Source organism: Pelagicoccus mobilis (genome assembly GCF_016595505.1).
Classification (GTDB): domain Bacteria; phylum Verrucomicrobiota; class Verrucomicrobiia; order Opitutales; family Opitutaceae; genus Pelagicoccus; species Pelagicoccus mobilis.
Window position 1 is genome coordinate 1 of sequence record NZ_JAENIL010000088.1, and the last position, 18,300, is coordinate 18,300.

The 18,300-nt window shown below is 52.6% G+C and carries 12 protein-coding genes; all 12 read left to right on the forward strand.

What is annotated here, in order from left to right; genetic code table 11:
* Window positions 1-363: hypothetical protein (locus JIN87_RS28455; RefSeq protein WP_234033633.1), on the forward strand; the 363-nt coding region annotated here is incomplete at its 5' end.
* 62 nt (window positions 364-425) lie between these two features.
* Entirely contained in the window at window positions 426-1,832 is a 1,407-nt protein-coding gene (locus JIN87_RS26315) for an MFS transporter (protein ID WP_200359377.1), read from the forward strand.
* A gap of 128 nt (window positions 1,833-1,960) precedes the next feature.
* Window positions 1,961-4,351, forward strand: a complete 2,391-nt coding sequence (locus JIN87_RS26320) for a glycoside hydrolase family 3 N-terminal domain-containing protein (protein WP_200359379.1) — start codon at window positions 1,961-1,963, stop codon at window positions 4,349-4,351.
* A gap of 4 nt (window positions 4,352-4,355) precedes the next feature.
* Window positions 4,356-5,015, forward strand: a complete 660-nt coding sequence (gene pgmB, locus JIN87_RS26325) for a beta-phosphoglucomutase (protein ID WP_200359381.1) — start codon at window positions 4,356-4,358, stop codon at window positions 5,013-5,015.
* 15 nt (window positions 5,016-5,030) lie between these two features.
* A complete protein-coding gene (locus tag JIN87_RS26330) occupies window positions 5,031-6,653 on the forward strand; it encodes a GH39 family glycosyl hydrolase (RefSeq protein ID WP_200359383.1) in 1,623 nt (540 codons plus the stop codon).
* A gap of 108 nt (window positions 6,654-6,761) precedes the next feature.
* Entirely contained in the window at window positions 6,762-8,267 is a 1,506-nt protein-coding gene (locus JIN87_RS26335) for a sulfatase-like hydrolase/transferase (protein ID WP_200359385.1), read from the forward strand.
* A gap of 46 nt (window positions 8,268-8,313) precedes the next feature.
* Window positions 8,314-9,927 carry a sulfatase family protein gene (locus JIN87_RS26340; RefSeq protein ID WP_200359387.1) on the forward strand — a complete coding sequence of 538 codons (1,614 nt, stop codon included), beginning with the start codon at window positions 8,314-8,316 and terminating at the stop codon, window positions 9,925-9,927.
* A 61-nt stretch (window positions 9,928-9,988) separates the two neighbouring features.
* Window positions 9,989-11,683: a sialate O-acetylesterase gene (locus JIN87_RS26345; protein ID WP_200359389.1), complete on the forward strand. Its 1,695-nt coding sequence runs from the start codon at window positions 9,989-9,991 to the stop codon at window positions 11,681-11,683.
* Window positions 11,684-11,888: 205 nt separating this feature from the next.
* Window positions 11,889-13,274 carry a sulfatase gene (locus tag JIN87_RS26350; RefSeq protein ID WP_200359392.1) on the forward strand — a complete coding sequence of 462 codons (1,386 nt, stop codon included), beginning with the start codon at window positions 11,889-11,891 and terminating at the stop codon, window positions 13,272-13,274.
* Window positions 13,275-13,304: 30 nt separating this feature from the next.
* A complete protein-coding gene (locus tag JIN87_RS26355) occupies window positions 13,305-14,768 on the forward strand; it encodes a sulfatase family protein (protein ID WP_200359394.1) in 1,464 nt (487 codons plus the stop codon).
* 221 nt (window positions 14,769-14,989) lie between these two features.
* Window positions 14,990-16,435 (forward strand): sulfatase, encoded by a 1,446-nt coding sequence (locus JIN87_RS26360; RefSeq protein ID WP_267909453.1) that lies wholly within the window; start codon window positions 14,990-14,992, stop codon window positions 16,433-16,435.
* A gap of 132 nt (window positions 16,436-16,567) precedes the next feature.
* A complete protein-coding gene (locus tag JIN87_RS26365; RefSeq protein WP_200359399.1) occupies window positions 16,568-18,034 on the forward strand; it encodes a sulfatase in 1,467 nt (488 codons plus the stop codon).
* The last annotated feature ends 266 nt before the right edge of the window (window positions 18,035-18,300 follow it).

The following is an 18,300-nucleotide window of genomic DNA, read 5'->3' on the forward strand; positions in this document are numbered from 1 at the left end:
CCGCTTCTCACAAAGGATGTTGGAGAGAAGGAAATCTCCCCGCAAAGTGATTACGGACCAAACCCAAGCGATCCGCGTACAGACACACAGGCAATTCAACGATGTGACTTCCGTCGTATTTGCAACCAATTGGAGTCGATTAGAACCTCTTGTATTCCCTACAGCGAATACAATGAGCGTATACCCACAACCAGAGAACCAAGATGCAGTAGATGCATCACGGAGTCACAAGGCATGTGGTCGTATGAGCCCGGAACTTCCGGTCTCAAAGCGGCAAACTTACCAGGCGCGTTCAAAGTCTTCGCAGGCACCTCTTGGCACGAGAAGGACCTGACTGAACGAACAGTTACGATCGAGGAATAATCCGAGATTCAGATTTGCATTCCCCATAGATGACACCCCAAGACACAGGCAAAGATTCGAGCATGGTAGTAAACCATGACCCCCCGGCCAAAGGTCGAGTAAGCAACACTGAAAAGCTCGCGTATGGAGCAGGAGCCGTTGCAGAGAATGCGATGCAGAATGCCGTGACCAACATGGCGAATCCATTTTTCAATGTCGCATTGAACGTTGCGCCGGGACTCCTAGGAACCGCAGCGATGATTTTCAGGATTTGGGACGCGATTACAGACCCCATCATGGGGTGGATCAGTGATCGCACCGAGTCCCGCTCCGGCCGTCGCCGTCCCTACATCATCACCGGTGCCATTTTGGGCGGAATTCTCTTCGCCCTTATGTGGTGGTGCCCCATGGGGATGAGTCCTTCCTTTTACTTCGCTTGGTACATGGGGATATCCATCCTCTTCTATACCGCGTTTACCGTTTTTGGCGTTCCTTATGTGGCGCTTGGCTATGAATTAAGTCCTGACTACCACGAGCGAACGCGTGTTATGTCGTTCCGCACCTGGTTTCAGTCGGTTGCGGGATTCGGAATTCAGTGGCTGTTCTGGCTGACTCAACGTGATATGTTTGATGGGACAGTCGACGGTATGAGGTGGGTTGGCATAGGATTTGGCGCCATCATCATCATCATGGGGGTCATACCCGGTATTTTCCTGAAAGAGCGGAAACTAACGAGCCAAGAGTTAAAGACCAACCGGGAGAAGTTAGGCTTCAAAAGCGTTATATCAGTTTTTAAAGTTAAACCGTTTTTATACATACTGGGTGCAATGGTTACGGCCATCACAGGTATGTTCCTGGTCATCATTTTTGGATTCTATATCAATGTATACTACGTATTCGGGGGTGACATGCCGGCCGCCTCTCTGGTCCTTGGCGCCAGTGGCACCGCATACCATGCCTGTTGCATGGCCTCGATTCCACTCGTTGCATGGGTTTCGACCAAACTGGGCAAGAAAATGGCGCTGCAGATTTTTATCGCTGCAGCGATGGTTGGGACCATCAGCAAACTGTGGTTGTTTACTCCAGAAAATCCATGGCTTCAGCTTATCACCGTATTCCTATTGGCTCCCGGATTTTCAGCGCTCTGGACCCTGCTAGCATCTATGACAGCGGATGTAACAGACTGGGACGAGCTTGATAATGGTACACGCCGAGAAGGAGCCTTTGGAGCATTCTACGGATGGACCATGAAACTCGGGTTTGCCTTATGTTTTTTCATCTCCGGATTTATACTGGAGTGGACCGGATTTGATGCAGCTCTCGGGGGAGACCAATCTTCAGCAACATTGAACTCAATGCTTCTCCTCTACGCCTGGCTACCCTTCCTTGGTTTGGTCGGCGCCATGCTGTTCGTGTGGCGATACCCGATTACCGAAGCAGTTGCTAAGGAAGTCCGTGGAAAGCTCGATGCCCGCAAAAAAACCGAGTGATATTAATCCGAATCCGGACGCTGAATTATAACGTCATAGAATTCTTCTAAGCCTTTTAAGAAGAAGATTCCTGTGAGCCTTTTCCTCACGAACTGAAACCATAAATAATTTTATAGCTAAATAATAGAATGAGCAAAATTAGCGAACAACCAGACACATTGGCGAATAGTAAGCAGAATGTGGATACTTCATCCAGCGAAAGCTACTCAAATCCAAAGTTGCCGTTGGAGCGACGCGTCGAGCTGCTGCTTGCACAGATGACGCTGGAGGAAAAGGCGGGGCAGCTGACTTCCACTTGTCCAGTGAATCAGATGATGTACGACCATTACACGGACGAAGAGGCCATCGAAAACAGCAAAAAACTGATCGATAAAGGGATCGGACAGATCGGAGTCGCCGTCCGCCATTCCAATGCGGTGATGAGTCCGAAAGTGGCTAATGCCATTCAGAAATATGCGCTTGAAGAATCTCGCCTAGGAATTCCGGTTCTGATCCAGGACGAATGCGTGCACGGCTGCAAAGCAAACGGGTCCACCATGTTTCCTCAATCGATTAGCATGGCCGCCAGCTGGAATACCGAGCTGATGGAACGTGTCGTCGAGGTGATCGCCAAAGAAACCAAGGCGCGCGGGCTGAACCAATGCTTTTCGCCAACCCTGAACCTCGCTCGCGATGTCCGTTGCGGCCGGGTGGAGGAAACTTATGGCGAAGATCCGCACCTGCTCAGCCGCATGGGCGTGGCCTTTGTTAAAACGCTGCAGGAACACGGCGTAGCCGCCTCCCCTAAACATCTGGTAGCCAATTTTGTCGGCGACGGCGGCCGCGACAGCCATGGTATTCACCTCTCCGAACGCATCCTTCGGGAGATCTACTTCCCTGCCTACAAAGCCGCCGTCGAAGAAGCGGGCGCGATGTCGATCATGATCGCTCACAACGCGCTCGACGGTATCCCCTGCGGCAGTAACAAGTGGCTGATGGATACAGTCCTGCGCAAGGAATGGGGCTTTGACGGCTTCGTGGTGCCGGACAACAGCGATGTGCAGAAAACCCACAGCATGCATTATCAGACCGACGGGTTCGAAGCCTCCGCGCAGATCTGTATCGAAGCCGGACTGGATACGGATATGAGCTGGCCGCCACCGGATGTGAAGCTCTGCTATATCGATTACCTGCCAAATCTAGTTCGTAGTGGAAAAATGGAACAGGAAGTACTCGATGAGAGCACCGCCCGCGTGCTTCGCATCAAGTTCCGCCTAGGCCTGTTTGAAAATCCATACGTGGATGAATCGATCGCTCCAGAAATCACCCAGAGCCCGGGGCATCGCAAAATGGCGCTGGAGTCGGCGCTTCAGGGTACGGTGCTGCTTAAGAACGAGCAGATCCTCCCGCTGAGCGGAAAAGAGAAAAAGATAGCGGTCATGGGGCCAAGCGCCGCGAAAACCCGCCTGGGCGGCTACACCAGCGCCAACCCGAACTCGGTTACGCCGGTCGACGGCCTGATGGCCCGCGCTCCGGAAGGCACGGAAATCGTGCATCTGGAAGGATGCCAGCTGGTCATTGAAGACCGCAGTGAATTTGAAGCCGCCGTCAAACTGGCCGCGGAATCCGATTTGGTGGTGCTCTGTATGGGCAACTCTAGCGACAAGGTCATCGGCCAGCCGGAGACTACCGAAGGCGAACGCCATGACCGTTGCAACCTGGATCTGCCGGGGGTGCAGGAAGACTTTATCCTCGAAATCGCGAAGGTTAATCCAAACGTGATCGTTGCGCTCCAGAACGGCAGCGCGATCACCATGTCCCGCTGGCTCGGCGAGGTTAAAGGTGTGGTTGAGCAGTGGTATGCCGGTGCTGAATGTGGCACGGCGCTAGCCAGCGTGCTGTGGGGCGATCACAATCCCGCCGGACGCCTTCCAATCACCTTCCCTACCTCCGTCGGCCAGGTCCCGCTCTACTACAATCCGCGTCCGCACTGCCGGGTCTCCGACTACATGGATCACCGCGGAAAACTCGAGCTCTTTGAGTTTGGCTATGGCCTGAGCTATACGACCTTTGAGTATTCGGATCTGAAGGTTTCCTCCACTGGAACCGGCAAGGACTTGAGCGTAAAGGCGGCCTTTACCGTAGCCAACACTGGCGACCGCGATGGCGATGAGGTGGTGCAGCTCTACCTGCGCGACTGTGTCAGCCGCATTACACGCCCCATCAAGGAGCTGAAGGCGTTTGACCGTATCAGCGTTAATAAGGGTGAGTCGCAACGTGTTGAACTGGAACTGGGATGGAAGGATTTCACCTATCTCAATGAAGCGATGAGCGAAGAGCTCGAACCCGGTGAATTCCACCTCCTGATCGGAGCGTCGTCGATGGACATTCGCTTGGATCAGGTGATCTGGATCGATGAGGCCGATGACCTCCTCTCCGTAGAGCTGCGCGACGAACTAACATTCCCGATGGATAAACTGTACGCCCCATCGGCAACGGTAACCTGGGACGTGGCTCCCAAGAAAGAGGAGGAGAAATAATATCATGGCTGAAATGGACTCGACTGTAAAAGGCGTCCTATTCGACCTCGATGGCGTGGTGGTCTTTACGGATAAGTATCACTATCTCGGATGGAAGAAAGTGGCAGATGACAACGGTTGGAACTTCGATGAAGAGGTCAACCACGGCTGCCGGGGCGTTCCCCGCCTAGCCTCTCTGCAGGTGATCCTGGACCACAACAAGGTCGAGCTGTCTCAGGAGGAGAAGGAACGCTTCGCTGATAAAAAGAACGAAGTGTATAAGGAACTGCTTAAGCAGATCAATGCGGAGGATGTGTATCCGGGGGTCATTCCTTTCCTGGAAAAACTACGCAATGCCGGCATCAAAATGGCGATCTGCTCATCGAGTAAAAATGCCACGACAGTTCTGGATGCGCTGGATCTGACCTCGTTCTTCGGGGCGGTGATTACCGGCAACGACATTGAGAAGCCAAAACCCGATCCGGAAATTTTCCTCAAAGGCGCGGCGTCGTTGGGTCTCACTTCGGATGAATGTATTGTTTTCGAGGACGCCGAATCCGGTGTCCAGGCGGCTCATGCAGCCGGGATGAAGTGTATCGGTGTCGGAGAAGCCGCGCACCTGCCTTCCGCAAAAACATGTATTACGGACTATGCTTCCGTGATGATTCCAGTTCAGACTCCATAACCAATCATTCATAACATGAAGCTGAAGATATACAGGTATTTTGTCGCATCGTTCTTGTTGGCGTCGGGCTGTCTGGCCTCCGTGCATGAGCAGAATCAGTTTACAGTCAACACCGACGCGGTGAGCGGCGGAATCGACAACCTATGGAACGTACGCGTCTATACCGGCCCCGCCGCTTCCAATCCAAAGCAAATCAAGCGATTCGCTGAGCGTAAGATCGACTATCTGAACAACGTTCGCCTGTTGGGCGGTCGCAACGACAACAAGAATGACTGGTTCAAAGGCGTCGACGACAATGGAAATGCCATCTGCGAGTTCGGTCCGGCGATCAAGCACCTTCAGGCTGTTTTGGATATAGGCCTGACGCCATGGATTGTTCTGGATAACGTTCCCTGGGGTATGGTTAAAGATGCGGAAGTAAACGCCTATGGGCAGTGTCATCCCGCAGACGACATCAATGTCTGGTATAGCTATGTTCAGCAATTTGTGCAGGAACTGGTCAATGAGTTCGGCGAAGAAACCGTCAGTCAGTGGCGCTTCCGGGTCGGCACTGAGCCGGATCTATTTCCAAAACACTGGGCGAGCACAAAAGAGGAGTACTTAAAACACTATGACTATACGGTTGCCGCCGTGGAGAGTGTGATCCCAGAACCCGTTATCGGGCCTGGCAATATTCTGATGTACAGGGGCTCTCAGGTTACTGAAGCGAAGGGCGGCCGCTGGGGGCTGGAAATCCTGGAGCATTGCGCAAGAGGAACCAACTACTACACCGGCAAGATAGGCACACGAGTGTCCTTTTTCGGATTCTCCTACTATTACCTAAAGGACGAAACCGATGGTTTTCATTTCGAACGTCATTGGAAGAGAATCAAAGAGTCGCTCGACCAGTATCCAAAATTTGCCGACGTGGGTCTTGAAATCCAGGAATACGGCGTGCTAACGACGAAAAAAACAAAAGAACAGCCACTGGCCACGGAGTGGTTCGCTGGATACTATGCCCATACAGCCGATCTGGCCTATCGCTATGGCGGCAAAAAAATCTTCAACTGGACGCAGGACTACGAAGGCATCCCCCACCCCTGGACCCAGGTTCGCGATGCGTTGGCCGAGATGGAAGGCGGCATACGCTTCGAGGTGGAACGCGAAACCGACAACGAGCTATTCTCAGGCGTAATTCCAGCATGGAAAGACGGCAGCCTCTATTTGGTCGTGTATTCACATGCCTATGACGATATGATGGGGAACGAGAATCTGAACGAGATTACCCTAAAGGTTACCGGCCAAAAATTGGCCCCAAATTCGACATGGTCCGTGACGGAACAGCAGCTCGATCGGGACCACGGGACGTATATTCCCGAACTCTACAACGATTTGAAGCGGGCCGGAATTCAACCCATGGAGGATGCCCCAACTTACACCGCCTGGGCTCGACAGCGCTACGGCACAGACAACCAAAATGACATCAAAAAGGTGATCTCGAAGAACCGTGACAAATATCTTCAACTCGCCAAGCCAGCGGTGGTCCGTTCCGGCGAAGAAGTACGCACCAGCGCCGACGGCTCACTGACCCTTGATCTAAAGCTCAAAGGCTCATCCGTCCGCTTCCTCAAACTGACGCCGGCAAAGACCGCAGAATAACCCCGAAAGCTAAGGTCAAAAATGGTTGGAACCCCAAAATTTATTATACTCCCTCTTGCCCTATTGGCTCTGAGCACAGGGGTCTCTCAGACTAAGGCCCCGAAGAATGTGGTCTTTCTGTTCGCCGACGACCTTGGCTGGACGGATGTAAGCACTGGAAATCCGAACGGAGGACGCGGCTCAAAGGTGTATGAGACCCCGAATATCGACCGCCTTGCCGAGCAAGGAATGTCGTTTACCTATGCCTACACGCAGCAGAATTGCTCGCCGACTCGCGCCTCGCTGGTCAGTGGACAGTATGCGACGGGACCGGATAACGGAGTCTATAACGTAAGATCCCTCGCCCGGCAGGATAAAAGAACCAAAGGGTTCCCTGATCTGCCTGTCATCCCGCCGGAGCAACGGAAGGCAATTGATGATCACGGAAGATCAATATTCAACATGGTGCAAGGCGCCGGACTTCACACCTGTTTTATCGGAAAAAGCCACGGCACACCGCATCCGCTTGGAGAAGGTTACGGACTGGATATCCCGGGCGATGTACACCATATCCTAGAAGGAACGGTCGATGGTAAGCCGGTGAAGAACCAGCACTATATGGCGCTCAACGACGACCAGAAGGGCTGGACCTTCTTGTCAAAGTTCATCGACCGGTATGCCGAGCCCTATGACACGACGTATATCGACACCGTGCTGAAACCGTTCCGGAACGGAAATGAGCTCTCACTGCTCAAAGGGACGCCGAAACATATGACCGATGGCATTGGTGATTACAGTGTCGATTATATCCGGCAACAGACCGCAAAGGCCGAGCCATTCTTCCTCTACGTCCCCTTTCACGCGGTCCATACCAATATCGTCGGGCGTAAGGATCTGGTCGCCAAGTATGCCGAGCGCGGGCTAAACGCAAGGGACGCGGAGTATGCAGGGATGGTGGAACTGTTGGACCAGACCGTCGGGCGCATTCTCCAGGCCGTTAAGGATCCGAATGGCGACGGCTCTTTTGACGATGATCAGTCCGCGGAAACACTGATCATATTCTATTCCGATAATGGCGGCATGCGCGGAAACGGACCGTTGACCGGACGTAAAGGCGTTTTCACGGAAGGCGGTATCCGTGTTCCCTTGATGATCAAATGGCAGGGCGTGATCCAACCCGATAGCATCAGCAACCAGGCTGTTCATTGTATCGATTTTTATCCGACGCTTGCCGAGATGCTAAATGTAGATGTCAGCGACCGACAACTCGACGGAACCTCCTTCGCAGAAATCCTGACCGGAGAAAAAACACGACTCGATCGGAAAAACCTATTCTGGCACTTCCCTGGCTATATGGACGAACGTCTGCGACCGAGTTCCGTCATCCTGCACCGGGTCGGCGATGAATACTATAAGATGTTCTATTTCTATGAAACCGAAACCTGGGAGCTGTATCACTTAAACGAAGACCCCGGGGAGAAAGCCAATCTCTTGGAGCAACGTGTACCCGAACAGCTCAACGGATTGGTGAGAACGATGAAACGAGACCTGACCGCCTGGCTGGAGGATACCCAGGCTCCGACCGGCACCTGGTCTAAAGACGGCTCCCCGGTTCCTTATCCGGAGGTGGAATGATAGTAGAACCGTCGATGTCATTACCCCCATTCAAATAGAACCAAATATGAGACATCTATTAATCATTTCAGCGCTTATGCTGGTGGCCCAGATCACCTACGCAGGCGAAGATAAACGTCCCAATATTATTCTGGTTTTCTCCGACGATCATGCGACGCAGGCGATCGGCGCATATGGTGGTCGGTTTGAGAACATAGCTCCCACTCCAGCGCTCGATAAACTGGCGGAGCAAGGCATGCTTTTTACACGTTGTATGGTTGGAAACTCCATCTGCGGCCCAAGCCGGGCGACTGTACTGACTGGGAAGCACAGTCATAAAAACGGTTTCATGGTGAACCACGGCGCCACTTTCGACGGCTCCCAACAAACCTTCCCAAAACTCCTGCAGAAAGGTGGCTATCAGACCGCCCTCGTCGGCAAATGGCACCTCGTGAGTGAACCGACCGGGTTCGACCACTGGGAAATATTGCCGGGCCAGGGTAGCTACTACAACCCCGACTTCCGTACCCCGGAAGGGGAAATTCAGGAAGAGGGCTATGTGAGCAATGTAGTCACCGACAAAGCAATCGATTGGCTGGAAGAAGGCCGCAATCCGGACCAACCGTTTATGATGATGGTACAGCACAAGTCGGTGCACCGCAAATGGCTTCCTGATCTCAAGTATCTGCATCTGTTTGAAGACATAAGCATGCCGGAACCAGAAACACTGTTTGACGACTATTCGGGGCGTGGCACCGCTGCTCGCGAGCAGGACTTGAGCATCGAGAGTACAATGGGCATCGGGCGTGATCTGAAAGTGGAAGAGCTCGATATCGGTCATGTTCTAAGGGAACAAAGCCTCGATCGTATGACCCCGGAGCAGAGGGCTGAATGGACCGCCGCTTACCAGCCTAAAAACGATGCCTTTCTGGCGAATCCCCCAACCGGCAAAGAGCTGGTCAGCTGGAAATACCAGCGCTATCTGAAAGACTACATGCGCTGCGTGAAATCGCTCGATGACAGTATCGCCCAGTTGCGGGACTATCTTGAAACATCGGGACTCGCGGAGAACACCGTGATCGTCTACTCGTCCGATCAGGGCTTTTATCTGGGCGAGCACGGCTGGTTCGACAAGCGCTTCATGTATGATGAATCATTCCGCACACCGCTGATTGCCTATTGGCCAGGGGTGACCAAGCCCAATAGCGTTAACAAGGATCTCGTTTCCAATCTGGATTTCGCCGAAACCTTTCTTGAAATCGCAGGGATTCCCGTGCCGGACGACATGCAGGGAAAAAGTCTGGTTCCCCTTCTAAAAGGCGAAACGCCGTCAGACTGGCGAGACATGGTGTATTATCACTACTATGAATACCCCTGCTGGCACATGGTGCAGCGTCACGAAGGTGTCTACGATGGGCGATATAAGCTGATGTCTTTTTATGACATCGATGAGTGGGAACTCTACGACCTTCATACTGATCCGAACGAGATGAAAAACCAGGTTGCCAATCCGGAATATGCCGAGGTTTTGAAATCGATGAAGGAACGACTTTCGCGAGCGCGAAAGCAGTACGATGTTCCCGAGCTTCAACCGAAGGATGTTTCGAATCCGGATCGCTACTTCCATTCAGAAGAGCAGAATAAACGGGCGCGTGCAAAAGATGCCGAAAGAGCTGGATAAAAAAGCAGCCAAAGACGTCGAAAGAGGACAAATATATAATTATATAGCGAGACGAAAAGATATGAATAGGATGCAAAAAATGACTGCGAAATACTTGCTCGCCTTCGTATGCGCGATGTCGCTTTTCACAACTGCTCTTTTCGGACAAGATTCGAGCGGCGCGTCAGTACGTAAAACTCCGACTCACTCGCATGTCTCCTACGGGTCGGAGGAGCGGCAATGGCTGAACCTCTACCTGCCTTCCGGCAATGAGCCGGCACCAGTGTATTTATATGCCCATCACAACACTGCGACGGCTGATGACGTTTTGAGTTCTTGGGCAGATCCTACCGTAGCATCAGGAATCGCAATCGTTAGTTGGGAATCCATTGCAAAGATACAAGGGAGGGCCGACTTTAAAACATGCGCTGCGGATGCTAAAATGATGTTCGCATGGGTGAAGGAGAACGCAGCGACCTATAATTTAGATATCAACAAGATCTTTATCGGGGGACAATCGCGGGGAAGCATTGTGAGCTGGGAACTCGCGCACAGTCAGGCCCCAGGCATCGCAGGGATATACATGGGACAAGCTCTCCCGGGCCAGTCTTATAGTGAACGGATGCTAGAACCTATCACGAAAAACGCTCCCCCTATCTTCCTAGCCTACCGCAAGGAACCTGGGGCCGAGGGAGATATTCACGATGCTGCACATGGTATTGGGATCGTGGAGAGATACAAAGAACTTGGCATTGGGAACAGAGCTGAACTGGTGCACAGCCTAAACCAAACGAGTGACAATCAAGTCATGCAGTTCCTTCCCGAGTTCGTACGTACGGTAGTTTCGAGATGGTCAACCCCTGGCTTCGCTCAGGCGAACACTATGGGAGCGGGCGAGGCTACCATCTCCAAAGACGGGAAATTCCGCGTATTCGTCTTAATGGGACAATCCAATATGCACGGAGCGGGACGAGCGACGAATCTCCGTGCGCCCTATACTGAAACGCATGAGCGCATTCGGATTTGGGCGAATGGTCGATGGGAGTATTTCGTACCGACTCAACGCCATGGTCCAGGAGTTTCCTTTGCGCATCAGTTGGCTGAGTTCTGGCCGAACGATACTATCGGAATCATCAAGGTGGCGGTTGGAGCAACCGGCATCAATGCCTTTGCGAAAGATTGGTCCTTCGAGCGAGCCCAACTCACTTACGACGGGAAAAAAGGACCCTTGTACCAGGATCTGATGAATGCGGTGGTAGAAGCTCGGAGAGTTTCGAATCCGGAGTTTTGCGGTTTCTTCTGGAAACAGGCAGCGGCCGACGGTTCGAAGAAGGAATTGGCGGCGGCATATTACAAGAGTCTGGAAACACTGATTGCGGATTTACGTACTGATCTAGAGGTTCCGGACCTGCCGGTATTCATTCCGTCCTACATGACGGACAAAAAGTTGCTTCGTATGGCTACCTCTGCGGTTGGGAAAGAGGTCGCTGCCAAGACTCCGACGGCAACGAACGACGTGGAGAGACTGGAAGCGCTTCTTTCCTATCTAGAGCGGACAGACGGACTCAACAAGGTGTTCGGCAAACGTCGCTACCTGGCTCAGGTCATCATGGCGCAAAATCGGGCGGGTCGAGAAATGTCGAATGTGACCACTCTCTATGACGGAGATTTGCCGCGTATTGGCGGAGGCAACCCTCACTATAATTCGGAAGGCTACGTTATTCTCGGACAAAAAACAGCCGACGCGGTGGAAGCCCACTACAAAGGTAAGGAGTAAGAGAGCGGAACGATCCTATCTATTTGCTGAAGGCTATCCGGAGAAGGAGCACCATTCGGTGCCATACTGTGCTTATCTATACTTTCAAGCTATGCCAAAAGGCACGGATTGCCCCTTCTTTAAGTCACTCGTTCCGCCCCCAGTGGCGGCCTCTTGACCAAGCCAAAGCCGTCTAAGTTTTCCTCGCAATCTCACTTTCTTCCTCATGAAAAAAATAGCTTTCTTCATCGCTTTCTTCGCAAGCACGTTTTCGACCTACGCCGAGCAGTCTAAGGACCCTCGCCCAAACGTGCTGTTCATCGCCATCGACGATTTACGGCCCGAACTCGGATGTTATGGAGCCGAGCAAATCAAAACTCCAAACATTGATCGATTTGCGGAACAGGCGCTGGTCTTTAACCGGGCCTATTGCCAGATCCCGGTCTGCGGCGCTTCACGGGCCTCGCTGATGACGGGGATTCTGCCCACCAAAGATCGTTTCTGGGACTATTTAGCCCGCGCGGATGAGGATGTTCCTAATGCGGTAACGCTGCCGCAGGTGTTCAGAGAAGCGGGCTACACCACTATGTCGAACGGCAAGGTTTTCCACAACGCAGCGGATACGGCGGAACGCAGCTGGTCTGAAAAGTCAAAGACCGCGAAAACCAAGCATAAACAGCACTACGACCCGGAGTCGGTTAAGCGAATCACAGAGCGTGGATTGGGGCGCATTTACGAGGCCCCGGATGTGCCTGACGAAGCCTATCGCGATGGTGAGATCGCGCAAAATGCGATCGAGGATTTAAAGCGGCTCAAAAAGGAGGGTAACCCGTTCTTCTATGCACTGGGTTTCGTGCGGCCGCACCTGCCGTTTTACGCTCCGAAAAAGTACTGGGATTTGTACAAGCGGGACGAAATTGAACTGGCCGAAAACCCGTCCCGTCCAGCAAACGCGCCGGAGGCCTTGTGCGGATCCGGAGAGTATAAGATCTATGACCACGGGGAATATGAGAGGGACTCAGAACCCTGGCAGCGTATTATGGTTCACGGATATTATGCCAGCACCAGTTATGTCGATAAGCTGACTGGAAATGTGCTCAATGCCCTGAATGAGTTGGGGCTGGCAGAGAACACGATTGTGGTGATCTGGGGGGATCATGGCTGGCACCTCGGCGAGCATGGTTTTTGGGGCAAGCACAACACGATGCACCTTGCAATGCGGGTGCCGCTGATCATCCAGGTGCCGGGCGGTATGGACGGCGCAAAAACGGATGCGCTGGTGGAGGTCGTCGATCTTTTCCCAACGCTATGCGGCTTTGCCGGACTGGACGTGCCGGAAACAGTACAGGGCCGAAGCTTTGACATGCTGTTCCGTGACCCGGATCAGGATTTCCGGGAGTGCGCCTACAGCCGTTTTAAAGAAGCCGACGCGGTGGTCACCAAGCGCTATGTATTCTCCCGCTATTTCAACGGGGATACCATGCTCTACGATCGGCAGAAAGATCCACAGGAAAACATCAACGTGGCAGGTAACCCTGAATACCGTAAGGTGATTACTAAACTCGAACAGATGCTGGATGAAAAAATAGCGCTGGCGAATGAAGTGAAGTAACGCGAGGCACGCTTCGAAAGGAATAATATTATGACGGCACAGAAAAATATCGATAGACCCATTGACCGCAGGGACTTTTTGAAATCCGCGACCCTCGGCATGGGGGCGATGGCGGCGGTTTCCGCCATGGGAAAGGGTGCGGGTACAGCCTCTAAAAAACCTAATGTCGTTTTCATTATGACCGACCAACAGCACTATAAAATGATGAGCTGTATGGGCGATGATTATATAAAAACGCCGAATATGGATAAATTGGCAAACATGGGATACCGCTTCAATAAAGCATATTGTTCCAATCCGGTTTGTATGGCATCGCGCTTCACGCTACTGACATCGCATCAGGCTTCCGTTGTTGGATTGAAGGGAAATGCCGGAAAGAGATTTAACTCCTTTCACGATGAAGAATCACTACGCGACGTTCTTGCCAAAGGCTCGCTCGGATCTGCATTTACGCAGGCAGGTTACGACACATTGTATTCGGGGAAGACCCATCTTTATGGATCCAAGGATGCATCTCGTTACGGATTCACTACCTTTGACAGCGATGATCCCTATGAAGGGCCAGCAATCTACGCAGAAAAGGTGTTTCGGGAGCGGGCTGCATCCACAAATGAAAATCCCTTTCTGCTGTTTCTCTCTTTCATGAATCCGCATGACATCTGTTACAAAGCCGGCAACGAAGAAGGACTACTGGATACGTTGCCCCCTGAGAAAGCAGCGGAAACGAGGCGGTTCCTTGCATACAAAGAGGGACTGACCAAAGAAGAGTTTGCGCAACAGGTGCCCCCCCCGCCTTCGAATCTTGCACCGATAGCCGGTGAAACCAGGGGAATGATTAGAAAGGCCAAGAGCGGTAGAGAGTGGGGGGAAGAGGAGTGGGACACTTACCGATGGATGTATTATCGTTTAACGGAAAGCGTGGACGCGCTGGTTGGACGTGTTTTGACCGCGCTTGAAAAATCTGGGCTGCAGGACGATACCATCATCGTTTTTACCTCTGACCATGGGGATATGAATGGAGCCCATCGGCTGGTCTTCAAGAATGTGTTGTTTGAAGAAGCTCAGCGCATCCCGTTTATCTTTGCAGGAAAAGGAATCAAAAAAAATGTGGCTGATGATGAAACGCTTGCCTGTAATGGGTTCGATTTGATCCCAACCCTCTGTGATCTGGTTGATATTGAATGTCCGGAAGGGATCAAAGAAAACGGTATCTCTCTGAAACCGCACCTTATGGAGGAAGGGACAAAGAACAGTCGTAAGTACCTGATTACCGAATGTCTGAATGGCTTCCAGATTCACGACGGACGATACAAATACACCGTCTATGAAACAAAGGGGAATCCCGAATTTCTAGTTGATCTTGTTGCCGATCCCGGAGAAGAGCAGAACTTCCTGACCCATCCGGAATATCAGGAAACGAAAACAAAATTGAAACGGATTCTGATGGCGGACATAAAAGAACGAGGCTTCTATCCACTTGCAACAGATAAGTGAGCAACGGCCCCTGAAGCCGGCCAGATCTGAACGTCAACCTGGTTCGCATGATCGGCGGCATCAACAAGGTGGTCGACGGTGTAAAGGTTCCCTACCTGGATTTTGATCCCTGTACGTACGACACGAATACATTTGCAACTGCGATCCTTTCGAAGCTCCGGGTGTTGTTGAAGGAGCAGATCGCCATTGCCGAACCCGCAATCTTTTAAAAAATGAGACTTATGAAACTGATTAAAATTTGGATTTACTGCCTTGCCACAGCCCTGTCCCTGAGCTCGGCCCAAAGCAGACCTAACATTGTATTCATTATGGCTGACGACCTAGCTTGGTCGGATGTTGGCTATCAAGGCGCGGAGTTTTACGAAACACCAAACATCGACTCGCTTGCCGCCTCAGGCATGACCTTCGAGAACGGCTATCCTGGTGCAGCCAACTGCCTCCCTTCCCGCTCCTGCATCATGAGCGGCATGTACGCGCCTCGAACAAAGATGTATCAGCCAGGAGGTGTGGCGAAAGGAAGCCCCGAATGGATGAGACTCCTCGTGCCAAATACGGAAGATAGAGAAGGAGACGGCATGATCCAATCGACCACAAGCTTGAACCCTTCAACCTTCACTCTAGCGAAACTGTTGAACGGTGCTGGCTACAAAACAGTCCACTTGGGCAAGTGGCACCTTGGCAGCTCGGGACTGGGCTTTGATATCAATGATCTCGACGGTCGCGGAGCGGGGCTGGAAATGGACAGCAAACTCTACGGCGACAAAGACGTAGCAGAGTGGATTACCGATGCAGCAGTGAGTCACATCGAAGAGAGCGCGGCCAAGGGCAATAAAGAGCCCTTCTTCCTCTATATCAATCACTGGGATGTGCACATCCCCCTCAACGCTCGAGCTAACGTTATTGAAAAATACCAGCAGAAACTGGACTCGAAAAAGTGGAGCAAGGATTGGAAACCGGTCTACGCGGCGATGGTCGAAGCGGTCGATACCTCAGTCGGTCGTATTCAAAAAGCCCTACATGATACCGGACTCGCGGAAGATACCTTGATCATCTTTACCTCCGACAATGGCGGACACGCAGGCGGAACCTGGAACGATCCGCTGAGAGGATCCAAAGGGAGCTTTTATGAAGGAGGGATCCGCGTTCCCCTTATCATGAACTGGGCAGGCACGATCGAGCCAGGTAGCCTCTGCCAGACACCAGTCACCGGCGTCGACTACATGCCCACTTTCGCGGAGCTAGCGGGCGCTGAACTTCCGAGTTCGCAAGCGGTTGATGGCCTCTCCGTCGTTCCGCTGATGAAAGGCGAGCCCGTTGCAGAGCGCACTATATTTTGGCACTACCCGCTCTATCTACACGGCAGAACACAGGTGAAACCCATTTACGGAACAGATCTCATGCGCTGGCGTACCACCCCTTGCAGCGTAATACGCAAAGGAGATTGGAAGCTGATGTACTTCTTCGAGACCGGCACGTCCGAACTCTACAACGTGAGAGAGGATATGAGAGAGAAAAACGACCTTGCCGCTCAGTATCCTGAGAAGGTCGATAGGATGTTGAAAGAGCTCCAGTCCTGGCAGGACGAAACAAATGCCGACATCCCCACCACCCTGAATCCTGATTTCGATCCGGACTTTAAGTACGTGCGAGCGACTAAGGCAAAATAGGCCCGGTTACTCGCGGAATTATTCGATACAATCGAATCCGCTGTTTTCGGGTGGAAGCCCAATCCTAAACCGCGCTAGTTTTCATGGCAGCACCATCATCCAATCAATTGGGAGATGGGAGCTCCTCTGCAAATGAACGCCCTCAATAAAACGCCCCTGCGATCGCTAGTACTCGCCTTATCCGCAATTCTCGCACTGACGAATGCCTCCTGTGCTGAGCAACAAAACGACCTTCCCAATATCCTCTTCATTGCGGTCGACGACCTGAACGACTGGGTGGTCCCCTACGGCGGACATTCTCAAACACTTACGCCCAACCTAGAACGCCTCGCCGACTCCGGTCTCCGTTTCACCAACGCCCACTGCCAAGCTCCGCTCTGCGGCCCCTCAAGAGCGTCGATCTTTACGGGTCTGCTCCCCTCAACAACCGGTCTTTATCTGCACGTCAATGACGACAAGGTCATATCTGGCAGTCAAAGCAATCCCGCCCCCGAACTCTTGACCCACGTCCTGCAACGTCACGGCTACGAAACACTCGGCGCCGGCAAACTTCTCCATCAGGGAGCCGGTGGAGGCCTTCTGCAGGACTACGGGGGACACAAGGACTTTGGCCCCTACCCCGAGAAGCACATGAACTACGAGGGCGAGCGTACCTCGACCGACTGGGGAGCGTATCCGGATCGCAACGACCAGATGCCCGACCACGCGGTAGCCAACTACGCCATCAAGGCCCTTTCGGAAAAAAGAGACGGCCCCTTCTTCCTTGGGGTCGGGATCAATCGCCCCCATGTTCCTTGGCACGTACCCCAGGAATGGTTCGACAAGTTCGATTTGGACTCGATCGAGCTCCCGCCCTATCGGGCGGACGATTGGGACGATTTGCCAGAAATCAGCAAAATCATCCACAACGCCCCCCCAACACCCTCGGCAGAATGGCTGATCGAAAACGGGAAGTGGAAAGAGATGGTCCTCGCCTACCTCGCTTGCGTCGCCTACGCGGACTACGAGATCGGTCGAGTACTCGATGCGCTCGAAGCGAGCGACTACGCTGACAATGCCATCGTCATTCTCTGGTCCGACCATGGCTACCATCTCGGCGAAAAGAACGTCGTTACCAAGATGACTCTCTGGGAGGAATCCACCCGAGTCCCCCTCCTCATCGCAGGTCCCGGCATTCCCAAGAATACTGTCTGCGAACGCCCAGTGGGCTTGATTGACCTTTACCCAACCCTTCTCGACTACAGCGATATTGAGATTTCCGACACGCTCGACGGTCGTACACTTCGTCCTCTGATCGAAGATCCAGACGCAAAGTGGGAACATCCAGCAATTACCATCTGGGGGCGAAACAACACTGCAATCCGCGACGAACGTTATCGCTACATTCGCTACGAAGACGGGTCCGAAGAGCTCTACGATCGCTCAAAAGATCCAAACGAGTTCAACAATCTAGCCAGCAACCCAGAGTACACTCCAGTAAAGGAACGGCTCGCAGTTCACATCCCCGAAAACCAAGCTCTCGTCTCCCCTGTCACCTACCATCGCTGGAATCCCTACTGGATCGAGGTGACGCGAAAGGCAGAGGAGAGTGCCGAGTAGTGGTAGGGTCCGACCGCCGGGCGGACCGCATTGCAGGATCCAACATAAGTCACACAGCGTGTGTTCGTATAAATTGGCCTACTCTTGCTCGTATCAAAGGTAGGGCGGCCTCGCCGTAGGCCGCCGCGGAGTACCGAGGTGATCTCACCGACACAAACATTGATCCTGCATTGCGCATTGGCGTCAACTTAAGTCGTAAGGCCCCTATAAAGAGTCTGTTATGCTTCCGTTTACGGCGTTGGAGCAGCCTCTTACGTTAAGTTTTT

Bases quoted from the DNA above. Each gene is read 5' to 3' on its own strand.
- JIN87_RS26315 (WP_200359377.1), top strand. From the start codon at position 426: ATGGTAGTAAACCATGACCCCCCGGCCAAAGGTCGAGTAAGCAACACT.
- JIN87_RS26320 (WP_200359379.1), top strand. From the start codon at position 1,961: ATGAGCAAAATTAGCGAACAACCAGACACATTGGCGAATAGTAAGCAG.
- pgmB (WP_200359381.1), top strand. From the start codon at position 4,356: ATGGCTGAAATGGACTCGACTGTAAAAGGCGTCCTATTCGACCTCGAT.
- JIN87_RS26330 (WP_200359383.1), top strand. From the start codon at position 5,031: ATGAAGCTGAAGATATACAGGTATTTTGTCGCATCGTTCTTGTTGGCG.
- JIN87_RS26340 (WP_200359387.1), top strand. From the start codon at position 8,314: ATGAGACATCTATTAATCATTTCAGCGCTTATGCTGGTGGCCCAGATC.
- JIN87_RS26345 (WP_200359389.1), top strand. From the start codon at position 9,989: ATGAATAGGATGCAAAAAATGACTGCGAAATACTTGCTCGCCTTCGTA.
- JIN87_RS26350 (WP_200359392.1), top strand. From the start codon at position 11,889: ATGAAAAAAATAGCTTTCTTCATCGCTTTCTTCGCAAGCACGTTTTCG.
- JIN87_RS26355 (WP_200359394.1), top strand. From the start codon at position 13,305: ATGACGGCACAGAAAAATATCGATAGACCCATTGACCGCAGGGACTTT.
- JIN87_RS26360 (WP_267909453.1), top strand. From the start codon at position 14,990: ATGAAACTGATTAAAATTTGGATTTACTGCCTTGCCACAGCCCTGTCC.
- JIN87_RS26365 (WP_200359399.1), top strand. From the start codon at position 16,568: ATGAACGCCCTCAATAAAACGCCCCTGCGATCGCTAGTACTCGCCTTA.